Source organism: Acidithiobacillus sp. AMEEHan (genome assembly GCF_030996345.1).
Taxonomy (GTDB): domain Bacteria; phylum Pseudomonadota; class Gammaproteobacteria; order Acidithiobacillales; family Acidithiobacillaceae; genus Igneacidithiobacillus.
In genome coordinates, this window is the sequence record NZ_CP118747.1 from 1,756,047 (window position 1) to 1,779,961 (window position 23,915).

The following is a 23,915-nucleotide window of genomic DNA, read 5'->3' on the forward strand; positions in this document are numbered from 1 at the left end:
GGCCCCGACTTGCTCAAGCCTTGGGGACGTAGATGTCGCACCAGCCCTTGGGATCGATTTTGCCAGCCACGGCCTTGCATTCGCCCATGGCCGTGGGCGTGGGACCAGGAATGAACAGCTTGCAGTTGCTGCACATTTCCGAACCTTTGGGTTTGTCGCGATAGTTGACTGCCGTCTTGGCCATTTTGTCGGCGGCCTCGGCGGGGCTGGTGAATACCAGGGGAGCGATCGTGGCGACGCCAACAAACAAGGCACTTTTGCGCAACCAATCGCGGCGGTTCATTTTGGGGGTTTCTGCACTCATGGCTACTCCTTTTGTGAGGGATGCTCTCCAACTATAGCCAAGTCGACAGCAATTTGTATACCGGTGGCTAAAGATAGCGTAACGATAGATCCAGGCTTTGCACGTTGCGCGTGATACTTCCTACGGACAGGTAGTCGACGCCCGTGGCGGCGACGGCGGTTACAGTCTCCAGCGAAATATTGCCCGAGGCTTCGAGGGGAATCCGTCTGGCGACCCGCGCCACGGCTTCGCGTAGGGCCGGCAGCGAGAAATTGTCGAGGAGCACCATGTCGGCGCCCGCAGCGACGGCCTCGTCCAGTTGCTCGAGGGTCTCGACCTCGACCTCGACGCGGGTGAGCACCGGTGCCAGGGCGCGAGCACGGGCAACCGCCGGGGCGATCCCGCCAATGGCCGCCAGGTGATTTTCCTTGATGAGGATGCCGTCGAAGAGTCCGAGGCGGTGGTTATGACCGCCACCAACGCGCACGGCATATTTTTGCGCCAAACGCAGACCGGGCAACGTTTTCCGGGTATCCAGCAGGCGCGTCGAGCTACCCTGCAGACGCTCGACAAAGGCGCGGGTCTGGGTCGCGGTGGCGGACAGGAGTTGCAGAAAATTCAGTGCGCTGCGCTCCCCAGTGAGGAGCGCCCTGGCGGGGCCATGCAGGGTACAAAGGACTTGCTCTGGAGCGATTTCTGCGCCTTCGGTAACCTGCCAATCTACCTGCAAATCAGCGCTGAGCTGGGCGAAGACCGCTTCGACATAGGGTTGACCGCAGAGCACCCCTGCTTCCCGACTGATGATCCGCGCCTGTAATTCTTGCCGTGGTGCGATGAGTGCCGCGCTCAAGTCGCCGCTGCCTAGATCTTCCGCCAAGGCGTGTCGTACCGATTCCGTGATGTCAGCCGGAAGCATTTTCCCTCCTGGTGCTCGCTACCCATAGCCAGAGAAGACCGATGATTCCCGCCAGCAACGAGGCAGTCAAAATTCCGACCTTGGCCTCTTCCCGCATTTCCGGTTGCGTAAAAGCCAATTGGCTGATGAACAGTGACATAGTAAAGCCGATGCCGCCGAGCCAAGCTGCCCCCAACAGGTGTCGCCAGGCAACACCTTGCGGCAGCTTGGCGATGTGCAGACACACCGCTAGCCAACTGGCAAGAGAGATGCCGACGAATTTGCCCACCACCAAACCGAGCACGATGCCCAAGGTCACGGTGCTCCACAGCATTCCCCCGTTCACCTGAGAAAAATCGATCCCGGCATTGGCAAGGGCAAAGACGGGTAGCACCCCAAAGCTTACCCAGGGACCGAGGCCATGCTCCAGGCGTTGCTGCGGGGAAATCATCTCCCGGCTCTGCTGGTGCAATTGCTCCGCGAGCCGGCTGAGCTTGGGGTTGATCAATGGGTCGAAGGTCTCTTCCTCGCGGAGCAGCCGGCCCAGATTTTCTTCCTGCTCGTGCAGGGTAGCGCGTAATTGCGTTGGGCTCACCCGCCCGCGTGCCGGCAGCGTCATCGCCAGCAGGATGCCGGCGACCGCAGCGTGTACGCCAGATACCAGCAAAAAATACCAGAGCAATATTCCCAACAGGAGATAGGGGAGGGGACGGCGAATACCCCCTGGTTGAGCAGCAGGAGAACGAGGAAAATCCCCCCAGCCACGGCCAGCGCCCATGCGTCGATGTGGGAGGTATAGAATATGGCGATGACGAGCACCGCGCCCAGATCATCGACAATGGCCAGGGCCGTCAGGAAGATGATGAGATTACGCGGCACGCGCCAGGCCAGCAGCACCAGAATGCCGACGGCAAAGGCGATGTCCGTCGCCATGGGGATACCCCAACCGGCATAGGCCGGGCCAGTCCCATTCAGGACGGAGTAGAGCAGGGCGGGAACCAGCATGCCCCCCGCAGCAGCCACGATGGGCAAAATGGCATCACTGATTTTGGCCAGTTCCCCCACCAACAATTCGCGCTTGAGCTCCAGGCCGACCACGAAGAAAAAAATCGCCATCAGCGCATCATTGACCCATTCCTGCAGGTCATGATCGAGGCTCCAGTCGGCTAAGTGCAGACTGAAATGCTGATGCCAGAAATGGTGATAGGCATCATGCAGGGTGGAATTGCTGAGGATCAAGGTTAGTACCGTGACACCGATGAGAACCATGCCGCCGGCGGTCGCGCGGCGCAGGAATTGCTCAAACGGCGTCAGTACCTTGCCGAAGAGGAGCTCCAGCGGGTAAGGACGTTCCTGTGGAAAGCTCGTGGGGCGCTCAGACTGCATGGCCGAAATGCGGACGCCTTTCTAGCGCAAGGCGTCCAGACGCTGGCGTTGCTCCGTCAGCTCCTGTAGCGCAGCGGTGAGTTCCAGAACCCTTGCCTCTTCCTTGGCGACTACCTCAGCGGGTGCGCGCTCGCGAAAACTGGCTTGCGCCAAGCGATCTTGCACCTTTCCCTTTTCTACCTGGAGCCGATCTTCCTCTTTGCATAGGCGCTGATATTCCGCAGCGACATCGATGAGGCCCGCCAACGGCACATAAATCCGCAAATCCCCCAGCAGTTGTAGGGCTGCCGGCGGTACCTCAGTCGCTTCCTCCAGCCACTGTGGTTCGGTACAGCGCGCCAGTTGCCGCAACCACGGCAGCAGCTCCCGCAGGCGGCTGCGATCCTGGTCACCGCCGCCTTGCAGGAGCACCGGCAGCTCGCGGCTGGGAGCAATGTCCACTTCGCCGCGAATCGAGCGTAGGCTGCCCACAAAACCCATCAGCCAGTCGAGATCCCGATCGGCCTGCGCATCTACCCGCTGCAGGTCCGCCTGGGGATACGGTGCCATGGCGATGGTGCGTCCTTCCTTGCCCAGACGTTTGGCTACCCTCTGCCAAAGGGTTTCCGTGAGGAAGGGCAGGAAGGGGTGGGCGAGGCGCAGTGCGGCCTCCAGGACCGCCAGCAGAGTACGGCGGCTGCCGCGGATCTGCGCGGCAGAGAAACCGGATTCCGGGCGCAGAACGGTCTTGCTGAGCTCGATGTACCAGTCACAGTAGTCATTCCAGAAAAACTGGTAGAGGGCATGCGCCGCATCGGCAAAGCGATACTGGTCGGTGGCATCGTTGACGCCGGCCTCGACTTCCTGCAGGCGACCGATGATCCAGCGCTCCGGCGCGAGCAACTCGCATTCGCCCTGCAGATCGGCATCCTCGGGAACCTGCAGCAAGGCAAACCGGGTGGCGTTCCAGATCTTGTTACAAAAGTTGCGATTGCCTTCCACGCGCTTGAGATCAAAGCGCAGATCACGCCCTTGGGTGGCGATACTGGCAAAGCTGAAGCGCAGTGCATCGGTGCCAAAGGCAGGGATGCCATTGGGGAAGTCCTTGCGCGTCGCCTTGGCAATCTTGTCGGCCATCTGCGGTTGCATCAGCCCTTGCGTGCGTTTGGCGACCAGGGCTTCAGCATCGATGCCATCGATGAGGTCGATGGGGTCGAGGACATTGCCTTTGGACTTGCTCATCTTCTGCCCTTCGCCATCGAGAATCAGGCCATGGACGTAGACCTCGCGGAAGGGTACCTGTCCGGTAAAATGCTGGCCCATCATGATCATCCGGGCGACCCAGAAGAAGATGATGTCAAAGCCCGTCACCAGCACCGAGGTGGGGTAAAATTCCTGGAGATCCGCCGTTGGCTCTGGCCAGCCGAGGGTGGTGAAGGGCCACAGGGCAGAGCTGAACCAGGTATCGAGCACGTCGGGGTCGCGCTCCAGCGGCACCGGCATACCGTAGTGTTCGGCGGCACTGCGCCGGGCCCCCTCTTCGCTGCGCGCGACGAAGATTTGGCCATCCGGGCCATACCAGGCAGGAATCTGATGCCCCCACCACAGTTGTCGGGAAATGCACCAGTCTTCAATTCGCTGCATCCAGTCGAAATAGGTGCGGGTCCAATTCTCGGGCACAAAGCGGATGCGGCCGTCGCGTACGACCTCCGTCGCCGCCTCGGCCAGGGGCCCGACGCGCACGTACCACTGATCCGTCAGATAGGGCTCAATGACCGCCTGAGAGCGGTCACCGCGCGGGATCATGAGGCGGTGCTCCTCGGTCTGCACCAAGCTGCCGTCTGCCTCCAGCAGGGCGAGGATCCGTTTGCGGGCGGCGTAACGGTCGAGACCACGCAGCTCGGCGGGGATTGCCTGATTGTCGATGTTGCCAGTGACGACTTCGATCTCTTCCCGGATGCGGGCGTCCGGCGTGAAGATGTTGAGCAGCGGCAGATGATGCCGCTGGCCAACCTGGTAGTCATTGAAGTCGTGGGCCGGGGTGATTTTGACACAACCGGAACCGAACTCTGCCTCGACGTAGTCATCGGCGATGACGGGGATCTCCCGACCGGTGATGGGCAGGAGCAGAGTCTTGCCGATCAACTCCCGATAGCGCTCGTCTTCCGGGTGCACGGCCACCGCTACGTCGCCGAGCAGGGTCTCCGGACGCGTGGTGGCAACCACCAAAGCGCCGGAGCCGTCGCTGAGCGAGTAACGGATGTGCCACAGTTTGCCAGCCTCTTCGCTGCTGACCACCTCGAGATCGGAGACCGCGGTTTGCAATACCGGATCCCAATTGACCAAGCGCTTGCCGCGGTAGATCAGCCCCTCTTCGTGCAGGCGCACGAAGACATCGGTCACTGCCCGGGAGAGGCCCTCGTCCAGGGTGAAGCGCTCCCGCGACCAGTCACAGGAAGCGCCGAGGCGGCGCATCTGGCGGATGATCTGGCCACCAGATTCCTCTTTCCACTGCCAGACCTTTTCCAGAAAGGCGCTGCGTCCGAGTTGATGTCGTTTTTCCCCTTGCGCCTCCAGACGGCGTTCCACCAGCATCTGGGTAGCGATGCCGGCGTGGTCGGTGCCCGGCTGCCAGAGCGTGCGCTTTCCCTGCATGCGTGCTCGGCGGATGAGGATATCCATCAGGGTATCTTGAAAGGCATGACCCATGTGCAAGGTGCCGGTAACATTGGGCGGCGGTAGCATGATGCAGTACGGCGCACCCGCGCCGTGCGGTTGGAACACCTGTTGTTCTTCCCAGAGCTGGTAACAGGCACTTTCGATGTCGGCCGGCGCAAACGGGCGGTCGAGGGAATCGCTCATGAAACTTCCTCAGGAGTCTGTGGATGGGTGGACGTCTTCGCCCAAGCTTGGGGTGAGGGCCTCATCCAGCCCTTCATGCAGAACGCGTTGCAAGATTTCGGGCAGCACGCCGCGAATTTCCTGCGCCACCGTCTCGCGCAGACGAATGCCTTCGAGGGCAAGGCTGCGCATGATCGCTAGACTCACCTGCTCTTTCCAGGCCTTCTGCAGATGCTGGGTGATCTTTTCTTCCAGCTCCGCCACTATCCGGCGCTCCACCTCCTGAAACAGGAGCGTCTCGAACTGGCGCAGGAAGTCGCCATCAAAGAGCGACGGGCTCGGTGTTGCAGCGGCACTTTTTGCCGCGCCATTGTCGCTGTTGTCGGAGGGGGCTGTGGCGGTTTGGCCGATTGCCTCGAGAGCCTCGGTGTGGGAAGCGCTCCCAACGATATCCGGTGGAACAGCACTCAGATCGTGATTCTCCATGGCAGTACCAGCGTCCGAAGGAGCGGCAAACGATCCGCTGTCCTCGGCGGAAGGAAGGGTCTCTGCAGCGGGGGGAACCGTCCTCTCCAGCGAAGGCTCGGCAACCTGGCCCGAGAACGCAGCCACTGGTTCTGGCGCCGGACTTTCTGGACCGGCTTGCGCAGGATAGCGGAAGGACATATGACGAATTTTCTCCAGTGCTTTCGCCAGTTCTGTCTCTTCCATGCTCTCCGCGGACTCCGTCTGCTGATGCGCGGTACCGAGCTCGGCGTACGGCGGGGCCGACGGATCTGCAGCTATCGACGGCTTTCCCACAGCCGGCGCCGGCCCTTCCTCCCGCGGCATCTTTTCTGGGGAGTGCGTTGTGCGCCGCCATAGAGGCGGCGGCAGACCTTCGCGCACGAGATCCTGCAACAACAATGGCTCAGTCCCCTCCGGGAGCTCTTCCTCATCCAGAACAGGCTCGCGACGATCATGTATGGTCATGGACTTTCTCCCTCAAACTTCCAGTGGGAACAACTGGATACTGAATCCGGCTCGTTTGCATTGCAGATATCGCGCGCGCGCCGCAGCGCGTTCTTCTTCGGCACCGGGAATAAAGTCGATGAGACGCTTCATTCTGTCAAGCACCGGCAGCTCTTGTGGCCACTCGAGGAGGACCAAGGCGCGGGCATCGGCACGCCCTTGCTGGGGATCGGCGAAGAGGTAGACCGGCTCCTGGGCGGCCTGCCCATGCGGCAGAAAGACGCCCGCATGGAAGGTCCAGAGCAGGTCGTCATAGGCGGCGACGAGCTCCGCGTCTGCCGCCAACACATCTACCTTTCCCAATACCTGCCAAGCCTTGGTAATGACTCGACAGATCGCACGCCGGCTCTCTAGCGGGGGCAGCGGAACAGCAGGAAGCTGGTAGAAGTTGGCGGTGCCACTCATCGCCGATCAAGCTGTCGCCTTGGCGCGCTGCTGCAGGAAATGCACCAGCAATGGCACCGGACGCCCGGTTGCGCCTTTGTGCTCGCCGCTTTGCCAGGCTACCCCAGCAATATCCAGGTGTGCCCAACGATAGTCTTCGGTGAAGCGCGAAAGAAAACAGGCGGCGGTGATGGTGCCGGCTGGACGTCCTCCCACGTTGCTGAGGTCGGCGAAGGGACTTTTGAGCTGCTCCTGATATTCGTCGAAGAGTGGCAACTCCCAGGCGCGGTCCTGGCTGCTGCGGCCTGCATGGAGCAATTCCGCGACCAGACCCTCGTGGTTGCCGAGCACGGCAGCCGTCTGATGCCCGAGAGCGATGACACAGGCCCCCGTCAGGGTGGCCATGTCGATGACGACATCGGGATTGAAGCGTTTGGCGTAAGTGAGGGCATCCGCCAGGATCAGGCGCCCCTCGGCATCGGTGTTGATGATTTCGACGGTGAGACCGGCCATGCTGCGATGGATATCACCGGGCTTGGTGGCCTGACCGTCCGGGAGGTTTTCCGATGCGGGCACGATAGCCGTGATATTGAGCGGCAATTTGAGATCTGCAGCGGCCTGAATGGCGGCGAGGGCGGCCGCCCCACCGCACATGTCATATTTCATCTCATCCATCTTGTCGGCAGGCTTGAGAGAAATGCCGCCGGCATCAAAAGTGAGCCCTTTGCCCACCAGGACAATGGGGGCAGCATCCTTCGCCCCGCCGCGATAGTGCAGGACGATCAGCCGCGGTTCCTGCCGCGAGCCGTGCGCCACCCCGAGCAGGAGATGCATACCGAGCTCCTCCATCTCTGCCGGCCCCAGGATCTCGGTTGCAATACCCCGGCTGTCCGCCATCGCCGTTGCCTGCTCTGCCAACCAGGTTGGGGTACAGACGTTGCCAGGCTGGTTGGCCAGATCGCGCGCCCAATCACTGGCACGGGAAATGGCATGGGCAACAGCCAGCGCCTGCTGCATTTCCGTCTCGGCTTCGGCGTCCAATGTCCCGCGACCAGAACGCGAATGTTTTCCAGGCTGCGACGAGGATGCTTGGCTGGTTCCTTGTGCTGATCAAAGCGGTATTGGGCATCGAGAATACCGCGCAGCCAGAGTTCCATGGCCGCGGCAGGGGTGCGACGCACGACGGCGACATCCCCCAGGGCGAGACACAAGTCCGTCAGTTGCGCCCGGGCGACCACTTGCCCAAGGCTACGGGCAGCCTTCTGTAATTTGCCCTCGGCCAGTTTTTCGCCGCTACCGACGCCCACCAGCAGGATGCGCTCGGCGCCGACGTTGGGTACGCCATAGAGCAGCTGACATTGTCCCGGCTCCGCCGTAAAATCCCCGCTGGCGAGAAAGCGGCTGAGGAAGCCGTCGCTCTGTGCATCGATTTTTTGGGCGTTTGACCCGAGCTGGCCGTTCTCGTGACAGGCAAGCACCAAGCAAGCGCAAGGCTCCGAAAAGGTGACGTTCTGCTGCAAAGAAATTTCCACGGGTTGCCTCCGGCAGGTACACGATTGATCACTTTCTATAGGGTACACCAGGGTAACATCCACAAGCCAACGGCACGGCGGCGATCATGACCACATTCAAGTCGTTCCTCTGGCCGCGCGAGCGGATCGCTGCCCGCATCCTGAGTTCGGTGCTGAGTTATTTTCTGATTGCCTGTGCCGTTGTGTTGGCGTTGCTGGCCATTGGGCAACTGACGCAGATCCTGCAACAAGTGGCCTCTGGTCAGCTGCCACTACAGGTGGTCCTGCAGTTGCTGGGTCTGAGTATCCCTACCCTCTTGGTAACGGTTCTTCCTTTAGCGCTGTTCTTTGCCGTCTATCTCGTCTTTGCCAACCTGTATCGTTACAACGAGATGATGGCAATCCATGGTGCCGGCATCGGCTTGCGGAAACTGTTTTGGGGCTTGCTGCCAAGTCTCTTTCTCCTCGTACTACTGGAAGCGGGCCTTGCCTTATGGTGGGCACCAGCTGCGCAGCAGCGTTTACAGGACGAGAGCGCCCGCCTGGCAGCGGCGGCCGCGCAGGCGTTGATTCATCCCGGTAGTTTTGCGCATCTCCCGGACGGTCGAGTGATCTACGTCGGCCAGAGAGCTGGGGCCAAGGATCGCTATCAGGAAATCTTTATCGATCTGTCGCAAGAGGGCGTGCCAGATCATGCGACTGCCGCCTATGGTGAAATTCAGATCAACCATCAGGGAGGTGTCTCGTTGCTGCTGATCGATGGCCGGCGATATCTCGGGCAACCCGGCCAGGCGGGCTACAAGATCTGGAGCTTTGCCCGCTACCGCGTAGATTTGGCGGCGCCCCGGTCGGGGGGTAACGCGACTTCCTGGGCGGCGTTGTCCTTGCCGGAGCTGTTAACGCGACTAGGGCGCCCGGACCAACACGCCCACGCCCTGGCAGAACTCGAGTGGCGCGCCTTCTGGCCATTGCTCCTGCCCATCGTCGCACTGTTGGCCATTCCCCTTGCCTATGCCGAGCCGCGCCGACCTGGCCGGGCCGGGGGGGTGTTGCTGGGGATTCTGCTCCTGCTTGGTTCGAACAATCTCCTGGTGGCCCTGAAGGAAAACTTGATCCAAGGAAAGATTTCCCCCTTCCCGGGCCTGTTCTGGACCTGGATCTTGCTGGCGGCACTGGCTTTTTACCTGTTCTACCGGCGGCAGGCCGACTTACCATTACTGCCAGCCTGGAGGCGTGGGGTTGCATCATGAAGCGCGCCGATCGTCTGTTGTTTCGCGGCATGTTGTTCTACAGCGGCCTGGTGCTGATCATACTGCTCGCCATGGTTTTTGTTGCGCAATTGATCGCCAAGGCCTCCGGGCCAGGGCATGGACATTGGAGTACCGGCCTGTTGTTCCGCTACGTGGCCCTGCAGTTACCGGAAACGGCGTACACGATCATTCCTCTGGCGCTGCTTATCGGCGCCCTGATCTGGATCAGTATGTTGAACAGCCATTCCGAGATCACCGCCTTGCGTATGGCCGGCTGGTCTCTTGCACGTTTGCAGCGGCCACTACTGGTTGTTGCACTGCTGGGAGCGGTGTTGATGTTTGTTCTAGGTGAATGGATCGTGCCTTACAGTTCCCTGGCTTCGGAATTGCTTTGGGCCAATGCCGGAACACATGACTTTCAGGAGCTTGGCGATGATGGCCTTTGGCTACGCCAGGGGCGGATGCTCATCCGCATCCAGATGGTAGGGGCCAACGGGACGCAACTGCGGCAGATTCGCATCTATTATCCACAAAGTGGAATGGTGGGTATCGACAAGCAAGTGGATGCCCAGACTGCCAGCTATCAGCATGGACATTGGATTTTGCAGGGCGTTCGGGAATACCGCTTGGAAGAACGATCCGTGCGGGTTCTCAGTGCGGCAGATCGGGATTGGTCCGTACAATTGCAGCCGGAAACCCTGCGCAGTTTTGCCCATCGCACTCGCACCATGACGCTGCAGACGCTGTGGCGCAACGACCGCGATTTGCAAGGTGGCGTGCTGGCCATGAACCGCTTTGCCCTGGCCTTCTGGCAACGGATTACCTATCCCTGGGTGGGGCTGATCATGATTCTGCTGGTGGTACCCATGGTGGTGCGCAATCCGCGGGCGGGCGGGGCATATTATTGGATTGCCGCCGGCTTGGCACTGGGGATCTCGTTTCACTTCTTGACGCAAATGTCCGGCTTCATCAGCGTTGCTGGTGGTATTCCGCCGTCGCTCGCCACGCTCACGCCGATGGCGCTGTATGCAGCGCTCGCCTGGTATCTATCCAAGCGTCACGGCTGAAGAACGGCGTCGGGAATGCGGTGCTTGCTCTGGTCGTTACTGTTGCAGCAAACTACCCCACAGTATTCTTGATCCGGGAGCAGTACCGTGAATGAGTCAACGCTCGTCAGTGCTTTGCAGGATTTTGCTGGTTGGCGCAGCGAGTTGGCGGCATTGGTCGAGCAGGTATCCGCTTTCTCGTATCGTCTGGATTTGCTCCCTAGCGGAACTATGCTTCGCTTGGAAATGCTGGCGCGGGAAATTCGCGAAGAACGGATTGTTCTGTCGTTTTACGGGGAATTTGCGCGGGGAAAATCCGAGCTGATCAACGCCCTTTTTTTTTACGACCAGCAATACCGCTTTCTCCCCTCTGGGGTAGGGCAAACCACTATGTGCCCAGTGGAAATCTGTGCGGCAAGCAACGCCAGCATCGATTTTCTGCCGATGCAGGCGAGCAGCATGCATCACAATATTCAAGATCTCAAGAAAATACCGGAGCAATGGCGCCAGATCCCTCTGAATCTTGCCGATAGGGAGAAAACGCAAGCGGCGCTGCACCAAATCCAGGAAACGCAGTGCGTGCCCCTCGGAGAGGCGCGGCGCTTCGGACTTTGTCCGCCCCTGGATAGTGCGCGCCCACAGCTTACCCATTGCCCCTCTTGCGGCGAAGGCAGAGTGAAAATTTCCCGCTGGCGCTATGCGCTGTTACGCGTACCGCATCCTGTATTGTCGGCCGGCTTGATCGTCATTGATACGCCTGGATTGAATTCGCTGGGTAGCGAGGCGGATATGGGCCTGGATGCAACGCGCGGCGCGGATGCATCGATTTTTGTTTTGGGGGCAGATACTGGAGTTACGCAGAGCGATCTACAAATTTGGGAACAGTCGCTCGCCATTCACAGTCGCCGGCGGCAGCTGGTGGTGATCAATAAGTGTGACCTCCTCGTCGATGAGATAGAGCCCGTCACGTCGTTTGCAGAAAAGGTGCGGGAGCAGCTTGATAGTGCTGCGCAGCGCCTGCAGGTACAGGTTGATCAGGTGGTGTCCATTTCTGCTCGTGAGGCATTACTCGGCCGCTTGCGGCAGCAGGAGGATCGGGTTCGTGCCAGCGGCATCGAAGATTTGGAGAATGCCATCGGCAATATCCTGATTCCGGAGAAGCGCAAAGAGATCGCCAATTCTACGAAAACGATTCTGCAGCGCGTGATCATCGATCAACGCTACGTTTTGGAGGAACAGCTGCAAGCCGTTGCGGCGGACATGGAGAGTATGCGACGGCTGGAAGCGCAAGCGGGAGACCAGGTACTTGCCTTGATCGACAGGCAAAAGAAGATCATTGACAATCTGGGGCTCCTCGACACATTGAGTGGGTAAGGCGGTATGATTGCTTTATGGGAAGGGCAGCGAGCTGAGGATAAGGATGGACCAAGGTAATCAACTGTTCACTCTGGCGTTGGGGTTGGTTCCGCCGTGGATGGTGGACGATGTGCGGTTCACGGTGGAGGAAAAGCGCCTGGACCTGCATGTGAACTTCCCAAGGGGTAGTCAGTTTCCCTGTCCGGTCTGCGGCCAGGACTGCCCGGTCTATGACACCCAGGAGAAGGTCTGGCGTCACCTCGACTTCTTCCAGCATGCGGCTTATCTCCATGCCCGCGTACCACGGGTCCATTGCCCGGAACACGGCGTGCATTTGGTATCCGTCCCTTGGGCGCGGGAAGGCTCGGGATTCACGCTGCTCTTTGAGGCTCTAGTCATGGCCATGGTCCGGGAGATGCCCGTGTTGACGGTCTCCCGCCTAGTGCGGGAGACGGACCAGCGACTCTGGCGGGTGCTCGATCATTACGTCGCCAAGGCCCGCGAGGCCGCGGACATGTCAGAGGTCCATTCCGTCGGTATCGATGAGACGAGCAGCCGGCGCGGCCATGATTACATCACCCTGTTTGTGGACCTCGTGGCGAAGCGCCTGCTGTTTGCCACACCCGGCAAGGATGCCGAGACTTTTGCGCAGTTCGCCGAAGATCTGCAGGCCCATGGCGGCAGCGCCGAGGCCATTACGGAGGTCAGCATGGACCTCTCGCCAGCCTTCCAAAAAGGGGCCGCAGAACACCTGCCCAACGCCCAGGTCACCTTCGATCGCTTTCACCTCATGAAGCTCGTCAATGAGGCCGTAGATGCCGTACGCAAGGGGGAAGCCCTCTCCCAACCAGACCTGAAAAAGAGCCGCTGGCTTTGGCTCAAGAACCCGGGAAAGCTCTCCGCCAAGCAAAGCGCCAGGCTCCGGGAGATCCTCAAGAACCAGAACCTCAAGACAGCACAGGCTTATCAGCTTCGCCTGACCTTCCAAGAAATCTTCACCGTCCAGAATCGCCACCAGGGCGCCACCCTGCTCAAGGCCTGGGTGGAAAACGTCAAGGACAGCGGATTACCGCCAATGGTCAAGGTCGCCTACACCGTCATGAATCACTGGGATGGTGTGCTCCGCTGGTTCGAGAGCCAGATCACCAACGGGATTCTGGAAGGCTTCAATAGCCTCCTCCAGTCCGCCAAGGCAAAAGCCCGTGGCTACCGTACCCACAAGAACTTTATCAACATGGCCTACCTGATCCTCGGTAAACTGGATCTCAGGCTACCCACATGAAACATCGAAGAACCCAATCTGGCGGTTGACCGCGACCAATTTCTGCGTATGCAGCGCGATGTGAATACCCAGGAAAGGGAAAAACTGCTGGAACCACTATCCCTGGATGGGCTGGAAGAGATCGTCGAGCGTGCCAAACACGATATGCTTGCGGTTTGGACAACCTATGGTATCTACGAAAGTTTTGGTAAGTTCTTTGCGGATACGATTGCCGGATTCGATGAGGCCTTGGCCCGGGCAAATCGACTATCGGAAAAAATGACGAACGCATACCGCTCGTTGGAGCAGATTTATGCGCTGCCAAAATTGGATACCTTGCCTTATATCCTGTTGCCGAGAAGGGCAGAACTACTCGCCCTATCGGATTACTATGAACGCTTTGGCAAGCGTTTGGAAATCGCTGCCTATCCTCAGGGTATGGTGGTACGCAAGGCTTTTTTCAATCTCGCGAAGCAGGTTCGTACCTTTGTTCTGGAAACGCGCAGTGATCTTCTGGAGTGGGTGGAAGAAACCTTTGATCTGATGAACTCGCATCTGCAGCGTTGTAGCTCGCAGGCGCAGGAAAAACTGGCGGCGCTTACCGCAATCGCCGAATCATCGGCGAGTATTCAGCAGAGAATCGAAGATCTGCGTCTACGCGAGGCCCGGATTCACTACGAGATAGATGAACTGACCTCGCTACAAAGCGAGCTGGATCGGTATTTTCAAGCCATCCCGGACCTATCGGGAGCGGCATGACCGGGGGTGCGGCTCATGCACCTCTCTTCTGGCGAAGAGTTTCTTCGTCGAAAGCGCGATCCAAGGTTTGCGACAATTGCAATACCTGACGAAACAGCTGCGCATCCGCATCGTCGGCCTGACTCCGGAGACGCAAGGCGGCAAGGCCGGAAAAGCTGTCTGCGCGGGTTACTGCACTGTCCGGAGCATTGCAGGCGTTGGCCTGATAGATCCCCGTCAGGATCTCGGTTGCCAGCGCGTCTGGCAAGCTGCCGGATTTCGCGGCCTGCAAGGCGCTGCCCACATCTTGGCCATGCAGGAGAGGAAAGCTCACATGGCGGTCAAGGAATTCCATCAGTTCGGCATAGGTCATCGGTACACTCCTGTCAGGTTGGGCGCATGCCACTGTCGAGAGAGACTCGACAGCTTTCCGCAACGCGCTGAAAATAATATAGTAAATCGAAAGGTAAGGTGACGCCGTCGAGCAGGCGGAGTAACTGGAAATCAGCGCAAAGAACTAGGTCGATCAGCGATAAACGGCCCAGATAAAAACGCTGTTTGGCAAGTAGCCTAGCCAATGCCGTAAGGCGTCCCCGCTGGGCGAGTTGCTGGTAGCCTCCATAGCGGTCATTCGCCAGGGCTTCCAGGCTTTGCGCAAAAAGACGTTCGCTTTCCTGCCGAAAATACGCCAAATCTTCGGGGTCATCGGAGATCTCGGGAAAAGCCGGTTGTACCGGGACCACCAGGCGCTGGAGCAGCGCATCGAGATCTTGCCGCCACTGACAGAAGGCCTGCCACTCGGCCGCTTCGACAATACCGCTGTAGAGGGACTCGCCCCCGAGAGCGGCATCCAGATCGGGAAGTTCGCTGAGCTCCCCGGTCCAACGCTGCTCGCCCATTTGCAGGACGGGTAATCGTGAATACCCGAGATCGAAGGCGCTCGCCAGATCCTGCAAGGGGCGGGCTTCTGCCCGGTAGCTGCAGCCCTTGGCGCCGAGGAGTAGGCGCAGGCGCAGGGCCTGTGGGTCGGACCAGTGAAAATACAACACCGGCTCAGACAAGTTCGGCGTGCTCCAGAACGGCAGCCCACTGCGCCTCGCTGACGGGCAGAATGGACAGGCGGTTGCCCTTTCGTACCAAGGGGTTGTCGCCAAACGCCGGCCACTGGCGCAGCTCTTCCAGGGAGATCACCGTGGCGAAGCGCGCGCGGAAGCCAACATCGACCAGATCCCATCGTGGATGGTCAGGAGAGGATTTCGGGTCGAAATATTTGCAATGCGGATCAAACTGCGTCGGATCCGGGTGGGCAGGGCTGCGCACCTCGGCCAGACCGACGATCCCCGGTACCGCAACGCGGGAGTGATAGATCAAAATGCCATCGCCAACCTGCATGGCACGCAAAAAGTTGCGAGCCTGATAATTGCGAATGCCATCCCACGGCTCCTCGCCGCGCTTGGCCAGATCGTCCAGAGAAAAGGCTTCCGGCTCAGTCTTCATCAACCAGTAGGCCATCGGCTATGATTCCAGCGCCACGGGCTGGCCCAGCCGTTGCTGGAGTATCCTGCCCAGATAGGCGGGGAGGGTCTGCCCCGAGCGGGAATCCACCCAGCTGCCGACGGCGCTCCGCTCGAAGCGTGCCGGGCCGTCACTGCAGGCCAGCCAGATCTGTTCGACGGCCTCTTGTCGATTGAGGATGATTTCGCTGCCATCGGGTAGCCGCAGGGAGAGCACACTATCGATGAGATCGGCCTCGACTTCCGGGGCCTGCGCCTCGATTTGCTCGAGAAGTCTTTGTAGGCATTCCTCTACGGCTGCAGCAAAACTTTGGGTCATCGCGATCTCCTTTCGCCCCATGATCGCCTGCCCGGCTCCGGGGAGCAAGTGCTTGCCGCCCCCGAACGCAGCCAGATACGCTGTTCCTTGCGCAGGATGGGGCGACTGCTCGCATGCAGAATGAGTCCGCGGCCGTCCGGGTGCGGCTGCAGGTGGCCACGTGCTAGCAGATGACGGAAGACTTGTTGCCAGTCACGGGGTGGCAAACGTCGCCCTATGCCAAAGACTTGCAGGCGGTGATGCTGGGCCTGACGGACCCGCGGCGTGTCGCGGCCAAGGAGAATATCGATGAGGTGTTGTACGCCGCAGCGCTGGCCACTGCGGTACGCCGCTGAGAGGGCCATCTGCGCTGCCTCGCTGGCATCCCACAGGGGCGGCGCCTGCAGGCAGTTGTCACAGTTGCCACAGGGTTTCTCCAGGATTTCACCAAAATAGCCCAGCAGTTTCCGGCGCCGGCAACCGACCTCCTCGGTCAGATCCAGCATGGCCTGCAGTCGCTCTTCTTCGGCCCGCCGTTGCGCGCTGCTCGCCCCTGATTGCTGAATCATCTGCCGCAGCAGCAGCAAATCCTGCAGGCTATAGTGCAGCCACGCTTCTGCCGGCTGGCCATCGCGGCCCGCACGTCCGGTTTCCTGATAGTAGGCCTCGATGCTCTTTGGCAGGTTGAGATGAGCAACGAAGCGCACGTCGGCCTTGTCGATACCCATGCCAAAGGCAATGGTAGCGACCATGATCTGGATCTTGCCGCTGAGGAATGCCTGTTGATGGGCGCTACGCTGCGCGGCAGGCAGGCCGGCGTGATAGGGCTGCGCCCGGTAGCCCGCCCTCTGTAGCCATGTGGCCGTTTCCTCGACCTTGCGCCGGGATAGGCAATACACGATGCCGGCGCCGTGCTGCCGGCGCAAAAACTCCCCAAGTGCTTCGCGCGCGCCGCTACCCTGCTCGATGCGGTAGCGGATATTGGGACGGTCGAAGGATTGCACGAAGACCTCGGCGTCCCCCAGCGCAAGGGATTGCTGAATTTCCGCGCGGCTGGCGAGATCGGCGGTAGCGGTCAGGGCAATGCGGGGTACACCCGGAAACAGGGCGCGCAGGCGGCCCAACTGGCGGTATTCTGGACGAAAATGGTGGCCCCATTGTGCCACGCAATGGGCCTCATCAATGGCGAAGAGGCTGATGGCGAGTTCGCCTAGCAGCCGTAGCATGCGTTCCTGCAGCAGTCGCTCGGGTGCGCAATAGAGAATGCGCAGCTCCCCAGCACGCAGCCGGTGTTCGATTTCGTCCGCATCGTTTGCTGCCGAGTGTAAGGCTGCTGCCGCGATGCCCCGCCGTTGCAGGGCCTGGACCTGATCATCCATCAAGGCGATGAGGGGCGAGATGACGATGGCGGTACCGGGCCGCGCCAAAGCCGGTATTTGATAGCAGAGAGATTTACCGCCACCGGTGGGCATCAATACCAACGCATCACCGCCGCTGATCAGCCGTGCAACGATGGCGTCTTGAGGAGGACGAAAGTCTCTGTGGCCAAAGACCTCACGCAGAATTTCCCGCGCCTGCGCCAAGACCGGATCAGGGGACGAACCGAGTATCACTGGAATTGCGAATTAGGTTGGCGGCGGCCAGTAGGGTGCAGCTACTCGCCCAGATGAAGGCCGGGAAGAGAAATAGCAGGAAAATCAGGGTGAAGACACCCGCAAACCCCGGATTGTGGAGAATGCTCGTCCCGATCAGTAGTCCGGCAATGGCCGAGAAGATCATGGCCAGGAGCAGCGCGGCACCAGCCAGTACCAATCCCACGAGTAGGGGGAAAAATAGCCAGCCCAGACGATCCCCGAGCAAGCGGGTCGCGCTGCTCAGGGCAATCCGCGTACCCAAGCCGTAGGCTGCATAAAGCGCGTAGATATACTGGAAAAACGTGCCGACGAGATAGGAAGCGAACAGGGTGAACCAGAACACCGGGCGTTGCAGGATGGCGAGGGCCATTGCGGGATCGCTGTGTCCCTGCAGCGCTAGATAGCCCGAAGACTGCAATAGCAGTACGTTGATAATGGCCGGTGGCAAGGCGAGAAGCCAGGCATCGCGTTCGCGCAGGCTCCAAAAGGGTGCGAGTGCCTCGTAGGGACGTCCCGCGCTCGCTAGGGCGATAGCGCGAAAAAAGCCGATCAGCAGCACATTCGTCCATAGGCTCTCCAACATTGTCCAGAGGAGGCGCAGGGCACTGGCCTGCTGCGCAGCAAGGCCGAGGAGCGCAAAGCCGAACAGGGCCGCGAGGCCAAGGAGCAGCAGGTTGAGGGAAAGACCCCAAAAATGGGACCGCAAGATTTTTCCTGCACCAGAAAATACCTGCCCCACTCCCAATCGGGCGGCGCTAAAAAGAGCTTCAGGCATGTTGAATGGGCTCCAATGTTTTGCTGGTGGATGGGTTGGCGACCCTCGAAAGATCGCTACACTCGATTTGCACGATTCGGACAGGGGTTGCATCGATGCGCGCCGCTGTCAGCTGGCGCCCCCACACGCAGCCGCTGTCGAGGGCCAAGAGTCGCTCCTGGACCAACAATCCCTGGGTGGCCCAGTGGCCGCAAACGAACTTTCCCTCCGACTGTTGCGCAAAGTAGCGCTCATGCCAAGGGAGATAGCTGCCATCCGGCGCCTCATTGGTCCAGGAGTAAAGGCCATCATCGCGTACCCAGCGCGCACGGGTGAAGACGGCGACGCGAAAACGTTGCGCGTCCGCCTCGTTGCGACAATCACGCCAGCGCCGCGGCGCCTCGCTTTCCCAAAGAGTTCTGAGGAAGCGCTTCCAATTCTTGCCGCCTAGGGCGCGCTGGACCTCTTCCGCATGGCCGAGCGCGTCGGCCGGGCTCCATTCGGCATCGACAGCGGCGTGGACCAGGATCCAAGGCAGGTGACCAGCAAAGTAGAACAGCGGCTGTTGGCGGAGCCAATGAAAATAATCATCCACCTTGTCATCACTGAGAAGGGCTGCGAGAGTGTCACTTTTCTTGGGCTTGGCGATCCCCGCCCAACGGCCGATGGCATAAAGGTCGTGGTTACCCAGGACCACACGGATCTCGTCCTGCTGTGCATGGGCCCACGACAGCGTCGCGCGGCTCTGTGGACCGCGATTGAGGAGATCGCCAGCAAGCCACAGGCAGTCATAACTGCCAACCCGCGACAACAATCTCTCCAGTGCAGAAAAACAGCCCTGCACATCGCCAATTGCATAGGTCCCAGCCGTAGCGCTGGCGGAATCGCTATTCAAAAACTGATCACCTGATCGCTGCTTTTCATGCTGCGCACGAGAGTCGCCATATTGCCAATCTTTACGCCTGGCAGGAAGGGGGCGTCAGGATCGGTAGGGAGAGCGATAGCATGGATTTCGCCGCCGAGCTCACGGATCTCTTCCAGCAGATCGTGATATACCGCGTGCGAAGCAAGGGCCTCGGAACGCAGGACTGCAAGCGCCGCCTCCAGAAAGAAAACTTTGACTTGAATGTCGTCGGCAAGGGCAGCGATGGCGGTTCGCAGGGCGTGTAGTACCGGGTTACTCGCGCTGCCTTCGGCAGAACGGATCAATACCGTCCACTGCATAGCTTGTTCGGGTGGTTGCATGGCCGCGGTCCTCCGATCGGTCGAGGGCATGGAAGAACCTTCGCATCCCTGCTATTTCCTTGAGTGTAGCAAACATTTGTTGCCCGCGCGGCAATGACGTGGCGATTTGCCGTCGGAGTGGGTACACTGGCGTCCTCGTTTTCCTGAATCACGAAGGGCAATACCCATGGCGGCAAATATGGCAGAGCAAGAACCAGTATTCATGATCGAGCGGATTTACGTGAAGGACCTTTCTTTCGAATCGCCCAATGCACCGCAGAGCTTCACCATGGCAGAGGCCCCTTCCGTGGACGTTGGCCTGAATACAGAAACCCATGAGGTGCCCGGATCGCCTGATCTGATCGAGGTAGTGTTGACGGTTACCGTGAATGCCAAGAGTTCTGAGAGCACCTATTTTGCCGTCGAGGTACAGCAGGGCGGTCTCTTCCGCTTGCAGAACATCCCTGCGGAGCACCAGCCGATCCTTCTCGCCGTGCATTGCCCGACGATCCTCTTTCCCTATGCCCGCGAGGCAGTGGCGGATCTCGTGGGCCGCGGCGGGTTCCAGCCACTGCATCTGCACCCGGTAAATTTCGAAGCGCTCTATCAGCAAGCGCAGCTCGAACAAAGTCAGCACACCACGCAGTAAGCAAAGTATGGTGGTGCGGACGGTGCTCGGGGCTGGCCATTGGGGCACGGCCCTCGCCGTTACCCTGGCGCGTCGCGGTGGCCAGGTGCGCCTGTGGGGCCGATCGCTGGGTGCTTCGGCTCTCGGCTCCACGGCTCTGCCCCATTTTCCGCAGATTCCTCGCCCTGAGAATCTGCTCCTTACCCCTGATTGGCAAAAGGCCGTGCAGGGTAGTCAGGAGCTGGTGATTGCCCTTCCCAGTCATGCGGTACGCGATGCCTTGCGCAAGCTGCGCCCTGTGCTGCCTGGAGAGGTTTCGCTGACGCTGGCGAGCAAAGGGCTGGAGCGCGATAGCCAGGCCCGCTTGGATGAGGTCTTCGCCCAGGAAATGCCGGAATGGTCCTGGGGGGTTCTTTCCGGCCCCAGCTTTGCGAGCGATCTCGCCTGTGGCAGGCCGCTTGCCATGACCCTGGCTAGCTATTCCCCCCGCTATCTGGATACCAGGGTTCCGGCATGGCGTTCCGAGCAGTTGCGCATCTATCCGAGCCAGGATGTTGCCGGTGTCTGTCTGGCCGGTGCCATCAAAAACGTTCTGGCCATCGCCGCCGGGATTTCCGATGGGCTGGGGAATGGTGACAGTGCCCGCGCGGCGCTGATCACCCGTGGTCTGGCAGAGCTACTTCGCCTCGGGGTGGCCCTGGGTGGTCAGGCCGATACCTTTTTTGGACTGGCTGGCGCGGGCGATCTGATTCTCACGGCGAGCAGTGATCTCTCGCGGAACCGGCGGCTGGGCCTGGGTATTGGTGCGGGGAAATCGCCGGAGCTGGCGTTGCAGGAGCTCGGCGAAGAGGTAGAAGGATGGCGCAGCAGTCATGCCCTGTATCATCTGGCGCTGGCGCGGGGGATCGAGATGCCCATCGTCACCGAAGTATACCGCGTCCTTTATGCTGGACGCTCCGCCGCAGACGCTTCCCGTGCCCTGATGCAACGCGGGCAGGGTGAGGCCAACTGAAATTGGCCATGTTGCGTTTGCCCGGCGGCCCAGATCAACAGCGACGGATCCCTTTTGCCCCTTTCCGCACGATTGGCATTCTGCTGGTCCAATTCGTGGTCTTTGCCCTGTTGCTGCTCGGCGTGCTGCTGGTGCATACCAACCAGGACCTGGCAAAACTGAAAACCTACACCGCGAACACGATCCGCATCGCCCAAATCAACCATGACTGCAGCCTGGCATGGAGCCAACACGGCGCCCAAGCAGCGATGCAGGTAGCTGCCAACGAACTGCAAGATCTGCCACCTGATTTTGCAGTCGAGGATGGTGGACCGCTACCGGAGCATTTGCGGGCGCTGGCGCTGCGGGGAGATCCGGCTGACCTGCCGAAGGTTTTTGCCGATCTCAGTACCTGGAATCTTGCTGCGCACAAGCACGGGGGTGGCCTGGTTCTTGCCGCCGGACATGACTCGCGCTACACCCTGATCGGCTCGGTGATTGCCCTGATCGCCTTCATGATCTTTGTCATCGTCACGCTGATCTTTTTCCGTACCCGCATCCTCAGTCCATTGCGACGTTTACAGGCGGCCATGAGCTCCCTCGAGTTGGGCGGTTTCCAACGGGTGGGAGAGGGGCGCGCCGACCCGGGCATCGTTCCTCTGCTGCACTTTTACAACCAAATGGTGGGGCGCCTGGAGGAGCTGGAACGGCAACGCCGCCGCTACTTGCAAGATCTGCAACAGGAAGTGCACGAGGCAGCCAGCACCTTGATGGCGCAGCAAGCCGCAATGACCCGTTCCGAGCGTATGGCAGCGGTGGGTGAGGCGGCCGCAGCTTTTGCCCATGAATTGCGTAACCCATTGGCTGGGCTGCAGGTTGGCTGTGCCAACATTCGTCGGGAAATCGACGATCCCGAACTGGATGCCAGACTGGCGTTAATGGAAGAGGAGCTGCGGCGGGTCAGCCGCCTCCTCGATCAACAGCTGCGCGGTGCCCGGCAGGCAGGCGAGTCTGGGCAATGGGTGCATCCTGGTGAGGTCGTGGAAGCATTACTGAACCTGCTGCATTATCAGTTACCGGTGGAGATCCGCTTGCGCCTGGACGTTGCGCCCGATCTGGGGGCATGTCTTCTCCCGGTCGATCAGTTCCGGCAAGCATTGCTCAATCTGGTGCTCAATGCCCGCCAGGCCTTGGATGCCCAGGCCGGGGAGATCACCGTATCACTCTCGCGTAGCCCAGGCGGTCAGATCCGCCTGGTGGTAGGCGACGATGGACCGGGGTTTCCCGCCCACCTCCTGCGTGATGGCATCCGCCCCTTTGCCAGTGCACGCGAGCATGGCACCGGCCTGGGGCTGGCCATGGTACGGCGCTTCGTGCGCAGCCTGGGAGGAGAGGTGCAGCTTGCCAATCGACCCCAGGGCGGTGCTGAGGTTACTCTGCTCATTCCTTGCCCTGCCCAAGTAAAGGAGGATTCCCGTGGCTGATCCCCTGCTGATCATCGAAGACGAGATCTTTCTCGGGCGGGAAATGCGTCGCTACTTCGAAAAAGAGGGTTGGCAGGTATTCTGGGCGGAGCGCCTGGCAGATGCCGAGCAGTTACTCAATGACGATCTCAATCCCATGGTCACCCTGGCCGACCTCAACCTGCCGGATGGCAATAGCCTGGATTTGCTCGACCGCTCGCGAGAGAAAGGTCTGCAGGGCGAATGGATCTTCTTGACCGCCTACGGCAGCGTTCCGGATTCCGTGCGTGCCCTTCGGCTCGGGGCTTACGACTTTCTCGAAAAGCCTTGCGAGATGGAACGTCTGGCCATGGTGGTGCGTTCTGCCGGGCGCGCCGCGCGGGCGCAACGGCGGGTGGCGGACGACACCAGTCAGCACAGCCGACGCTACAAAGCCTCGGCCTTTCTGGGGACGAGCACGGCGGCGCAGCGGGTGCGCGAGATTCTGCAGCGACTGGCGCAGGTTCCCTACAGTGGCCTGATCATTTCGGGGGAGACGGGTACCGGCAAGGGCCTGGCAGCACGCATCCTGCACTATAGCGGGTTGCGGCGCGAGGGCCCGATGGTCGAGATCAACTGCGCTGCCTTGCCGCGCGAACTTCTCGAGTCCGAACTCTTCGGCTACGAGGCCGGGGCATTCACCGGCGCCACCTCCCGCCATCGCGGCTTGGTGGAGCAGGCGAATGGCGGTAGCCTGTTTCTCGATGAAATTTCCGAGATGGATCTCGATCTGCAGGCCAAACTGCTCAAGGTGATCGAAGACCGCAGTTTGCGACGTCTGGGAGCCGATCGCAGCATTCAGGTGGATGTACGCTTTCTCGCCGCCAGCAACCGGGATCTCGATGCGCTGGTGGCGGAGGGACGTTTCCGTGCCGATCTCTACCATCGTCTCAGTGTCGTGCGTCTCGCTTTGCCTGTCCTGCGCGAGCGCAAGGAAGACCTGCAGGAGCTGGTGCCGCATTTTGTGGCGGAGTTCAACGCGCATGCCGGTAAGCGGGTACGGCACATCAGCCCGGCGGTCTGGGCGGCCCTGGAGGACTATGACTGGCCGGGCAACGTCCGGGAGCTGCGCAATGTGGTCGAACGTGGCGTCCTTTTTTCGGAAGGCGAGGATCTACCTCTGGAATGGTTACAATTGCCGGGAATGAGCCCCTTGGGACATTGTCCGGCACCGGGCAGCTGCCCCTTGGATGATCGTCAGCAAATTGTCTTGCCCATTGATGGCAGTATGGATCTCGACAGCATGGAGCGGGAGATCCTGGCCAGGGTGCTGCAGTCTACTGATCACAACGTTACCCAGGCGGCACGTATCCTGGGCACTACGCGGGAGACGCTGCGCTACCGTATTCGCAAGTATGGCTTGAGCAACGAGGAAAGCTGAACCGAGTTGGCTACCGAAACTTGCGCGGGCGGCTCTGGGCGTTTACAG

The 23,915-nt window shown here is 60.3% G+C and carries 22 protein-coding genes and 2 pseudogenes; 9 read left to right on the plus strand and 15 right to left on the minus strand.

Annotated elements, in window-relative coordinates:
- Nucleotides 1-13: 13 nt before the first annotated feature.
- The 7 genes and pseudogenes from ORD17_RS09125 to ORD17_RS09160 form a co-directional block, all read right to left on the minus strand.
- On the minus strand, nucleotides 14-304 hold the full coding sequence (locus tag ORD17_RS09125) for a high-potential iron-sulfur protein (protein WP_308388103.1): 291 nt from the start codon (nucleotides 302-304) through the stop codon (nucleotides 14-16).
- 67 nt (nucleotides 305-371) lie between these two features.
- Entirely contained in the window at nucleotides 372-1,199 is an 828-nt protein-coding gene (nadC, locus tag ORD17_RS09130) for a carboxylating nicotinate-nucleotide diphosphorylase (RefSeq protein ID WP_308388105.1), read from the minus strand.
- Nucleotides 1,186-2,564 (minus strand): annotated as a pseudogene (gene nhaA / locus ORD17_RS13485) (Na+/H+ antiporter NhaA). Before nhaA ends, nadC begins: the two are co-directional and overlap by 14 nt.
- Before the next feature lie 21 nt (nucleotides 2,565-2,585).
- Nucleotides 2,586-5,405: a valine--tRNA ligase gene (locus ORD17_RS09145; protein ID WP_308388109.1), complete on the minus strand. Its 2,820-nt coding sequence runs from the start codon at nucleotides 5,403-5,405 to the stop codon at nucleotides 2,586-2,588.
- A gap of 9 nt (nucleotides 5,406-5,414) precedes the next feature.
- Complete coding sequence (locus ORD17_RS09150; protein WP_308388111.1) at nucleotides 5,415-6,356, minus strand: hypothetical protein; 942 nt, start codon at nucleotides 6,354-6,356, stop codon at nucleotides 5,415-5,417.
- Between the two features lie 12 nt (nucleotides 6,357-6,368).
- Complete coding sequence (locus tag ORD17_RS09155) at nucleotides 6,369-6,800, minus strand: DNA polymerase III subunit chi (protein ID WP_308388112.1); 432 nt, start codon at nucleotides 6,798-6,800, stop codon at nucleotides 6,369-6,371.
- Between the two features lie 6 nt (nucleotides 6,801-6,806).
- Nucleotides 6,807-8,311: pseudogene (locus tag ORD17_RS09160) on the minus strand (leucyl aminopeptidase).
- 86 nt (nucleotides 8,312-8,397) lie between these two features.
- On the opposite strand from ORD17_RS09160, the gene lptF reads away from it, so the two are divergent.
- The 5 genes from lptF (at nucleotide 8,398) to ORD17_RS09185 (ending at nucleotide 13,962) form a co-directional block, all read left to right on the plus strand.
- Complete coding sequence (gene lptF, locus ORD17_RS09165; protein ID WP_308388113.1) at nucleotides 8,398-9,540, plus strand: LPS export ABC transporter permease LptF; 1,143 nt, start codon at nucleotides 8,398-8,400, stop codon at nucleotides 9,538-9,540.
- A complete protein-coding gene (gene lptG / locus ORD17_RS09170) occupies nucleotides 9,537-10,607 on the plus strand; it encodes an LPS export ABC transporter permease LptG (RefSeq protein ID WP_308388114.1) in 1,071 nt (356 codons plus the stop codon). Before lptF ends, lptG begins: the two co-directional genes overlap by 4 nt.
- 87 nt (nucleotides 10,608-10,694) lie before the next feature.
- Nucleotides 10,695-11,960 carry a dynamin family protein gene (locus ORD17_RS09175; protein WP_308388115.1) on the plus strand — a complete coding sequence of 422 codons (1,266 nt, stop codon included), beginning with the start codon at nucleotides 10,695-10,697 and terminating at the stop codon, nucleotides 11,958-11,960.
- Between the two features lie 46 nt (nucleotides 11,961-12,006).
- Complete coding sequence (locus ORD17_RS09180) at nucleotides 12,007-13,224, plus strand: ISL3 family transposase (protein WP_014003049.1); 1,218 nt, start codon at nucleotides 12,007-12,009, stop codon at nucleotides 13,222-13,224.
- Nucleotides 13,225-13,284: 60 nt separating this feature from the next.
- Nucleotides 13,285-13,962: a hypothetical protein gene (locus tag ORD17_RS09185; protein ID WP_308388116.1), complete on the plus strand. Its 678-nt coding sequence runs from the start codon at nucleotides 13,285-13,287 to the stop codon at nucleotides 13,960-13,962.
- Nucleotides 13,963-13,975: 13 nt separating this feature from the next.
- On the opposite strand, the gene ORD17_RS09190 is transcribed toward ORD17_RS09185, so the two are convergent.
- Genes ORD17_RS09190 through ORD17_RS09225 form a run of 8 tightly spaced genes read right to left on the minus strand, consistent with a single transcriptional unit; the run spans nucleotide 13,976 to nucleotide 19,386 of the window.
- Entirely contained in the window at nucleotides 13,976-14,314 is a 339-nt protein-coding gene (locus ORD17_RS09190) for a hypothetical protein (RefSeq protein WP_308388117.1), read from the minus strand.
- Between the two features lie 13 nt (nucleotides 14,315-14,327).
- On the minus strand, nucleotides 14,328-15,002 hold the full coding sequence (locus ORD17_RS09195) for a glutathione S-transferase (protein ID WP_308388118.1): 675 nt from the start codon (nucleotides 15,000-15,002) through the stop codon (nucleotides 14,328-14,330).
- On the minus strand, nucleotides 14,995-15,453 hold the full coding sequence (locus ORD17_RS09200) for an EVE domain-containing protein (protein WP_308388120.1): 459 nt from the start codon (nucleotides 15,451-15,453) through the stop codon (nucleotides 14,995-14,997). Before ORD17_RS09200 ends, ORD17_RS09195 begins: the two co-directional genes overlap by 8 nt.
- A 3-nt stretch (nucleotides 15,454-15,456) precedes the next feature.
- Complete coding sequence (cyaY, locus tag ORD17_RS09205) at nucleotides 15,457-15,774, minus strand: iron donor protein CyaY (protein ID WP_308388121.1); 318 nt, start codon at nucleotides 15,772-15,774, stop codon at nucleotides 15,457-15,459.
- Nucleotides 15,771-17,366, minus strand: coding sequence for a DNA helicase RecQ (gene recQ / locus ORD17_RS09210; protein ID WP_308388122.1), 1,596 nt, complete (start codon nucleotides 17,364-17,366; stop codon nucleotides 15,771-15,773). The genes cyaY and recQ overlap by 4 nt, the downstream gene beginning before the upstream one ends.
- Complete coding sequence (locus ORD17_RS09215; protein ID WP_308388123.1) at nucleotides 17,344-18,162, minus strand: hypothetical protein; 819 nt, start codon at nucleotides 18,160-18,162, stop codon at nucleotides 17,344-17,346. The genes recQ and ORD17_RS09215 overlap by 23 nt, the downstream gene beginning before the upstream one ends.
- Nucleotides 18,155-19,036: a symmetrical bis(5'-nucleosyl)-tetraphosphatase gene (locus ORD17_RS09220; protein WP_308388124.1), complete on the minus strand. Its 882-nt coding sequence runs from the start codon at nucleotides 19,034-19,036 to the stop codon at nucleotides 18,155-18,157. The genes ORD17_RS09215 and ORD17_RS09220 overlap by 8 nt, the downstream gene beginning before the upstream one ends.
- A complete protein-coding gene (locus ORD17_RS09225) occupies nucleotides 19,033-19,386 on the minus strand; it encodes a DsrE family protein (protein ID WP_308388126.1) in 354 nt (117 codons plus the stop codon). The genes ORD17_RS09220 and ORD17_RS09225 overlap by 4 nt, the downstream gene beginning before the upstream one ends.
- 178 nt (nucleotides 19,387-19,564) lie before the next feature.
- Here ORD17_RS09225 and secB point away from each other — a divergent pair, with 178 nt between their 5' ends.
- Genes secB through ORD17_RS09245 form a run of 4 tightly spaced genes read left to right on the plus strand, consistent with a single transcriptional unit; the run spans nucleotide 19,565 to nucleotide 23,867 of the window.
- Nucleotides 19,565-20,014 (plus strand): protein-export chaperone SecB, encoded by a 450-nt coding sequence (gene secB, locus ORD17_RS09230; RefSeq protein ID WP_308388127.1) that lies wholly within the window; start codon nucleotides 19,565-19,567, stop codon nucleotides 20,012-20,014.
- Nucleotides 20,015-20,021: 7 nt separating this feature from the next.
- Nucleotides 20,022-21,005 (plus strand): NAD(P)H-dependent glycerol-3-phosphate dehydrogenase, encoded by a 984-nt coding sequence (locus ORD17_RS09235; RefSeq protein WP_374693368.1) that lies wholly within the window; start codon nucleotides 20,022-20,024, stop codon nucleotides 21,003-21,005.
- 8 nt (nucleotides 21,006-21,013) lie between these two features.
- Nucleotides 21,014-22,468, plus strand: a complete 1,455-nt coding sequence (locus ORD17_RS09240; protein ID WP_308388128.1) for an ATP-binding protein — start codon at nucleotides 21,014-21,016, stop codon at nucleotides 22,466-22,468.
- On the plus strand, nucleotides 22,461-23,867 hold the full coding sequence (locus ORD17_RS09245; protein WP_308388129.1) for a sigma-54 dependent transcriptional regulator: 1,407 nt from the start codon (nucleotides 22,461-22,463) through the stop codon (nucleotides 23,865-23,867). Before ORD17_RS09240 ends, ORD17_RS09245 begins: the two co-directional genes overlap by 8 nt.
- Nucleotides 23,868-23,915 lie beyond the last annotated feature (48 nt).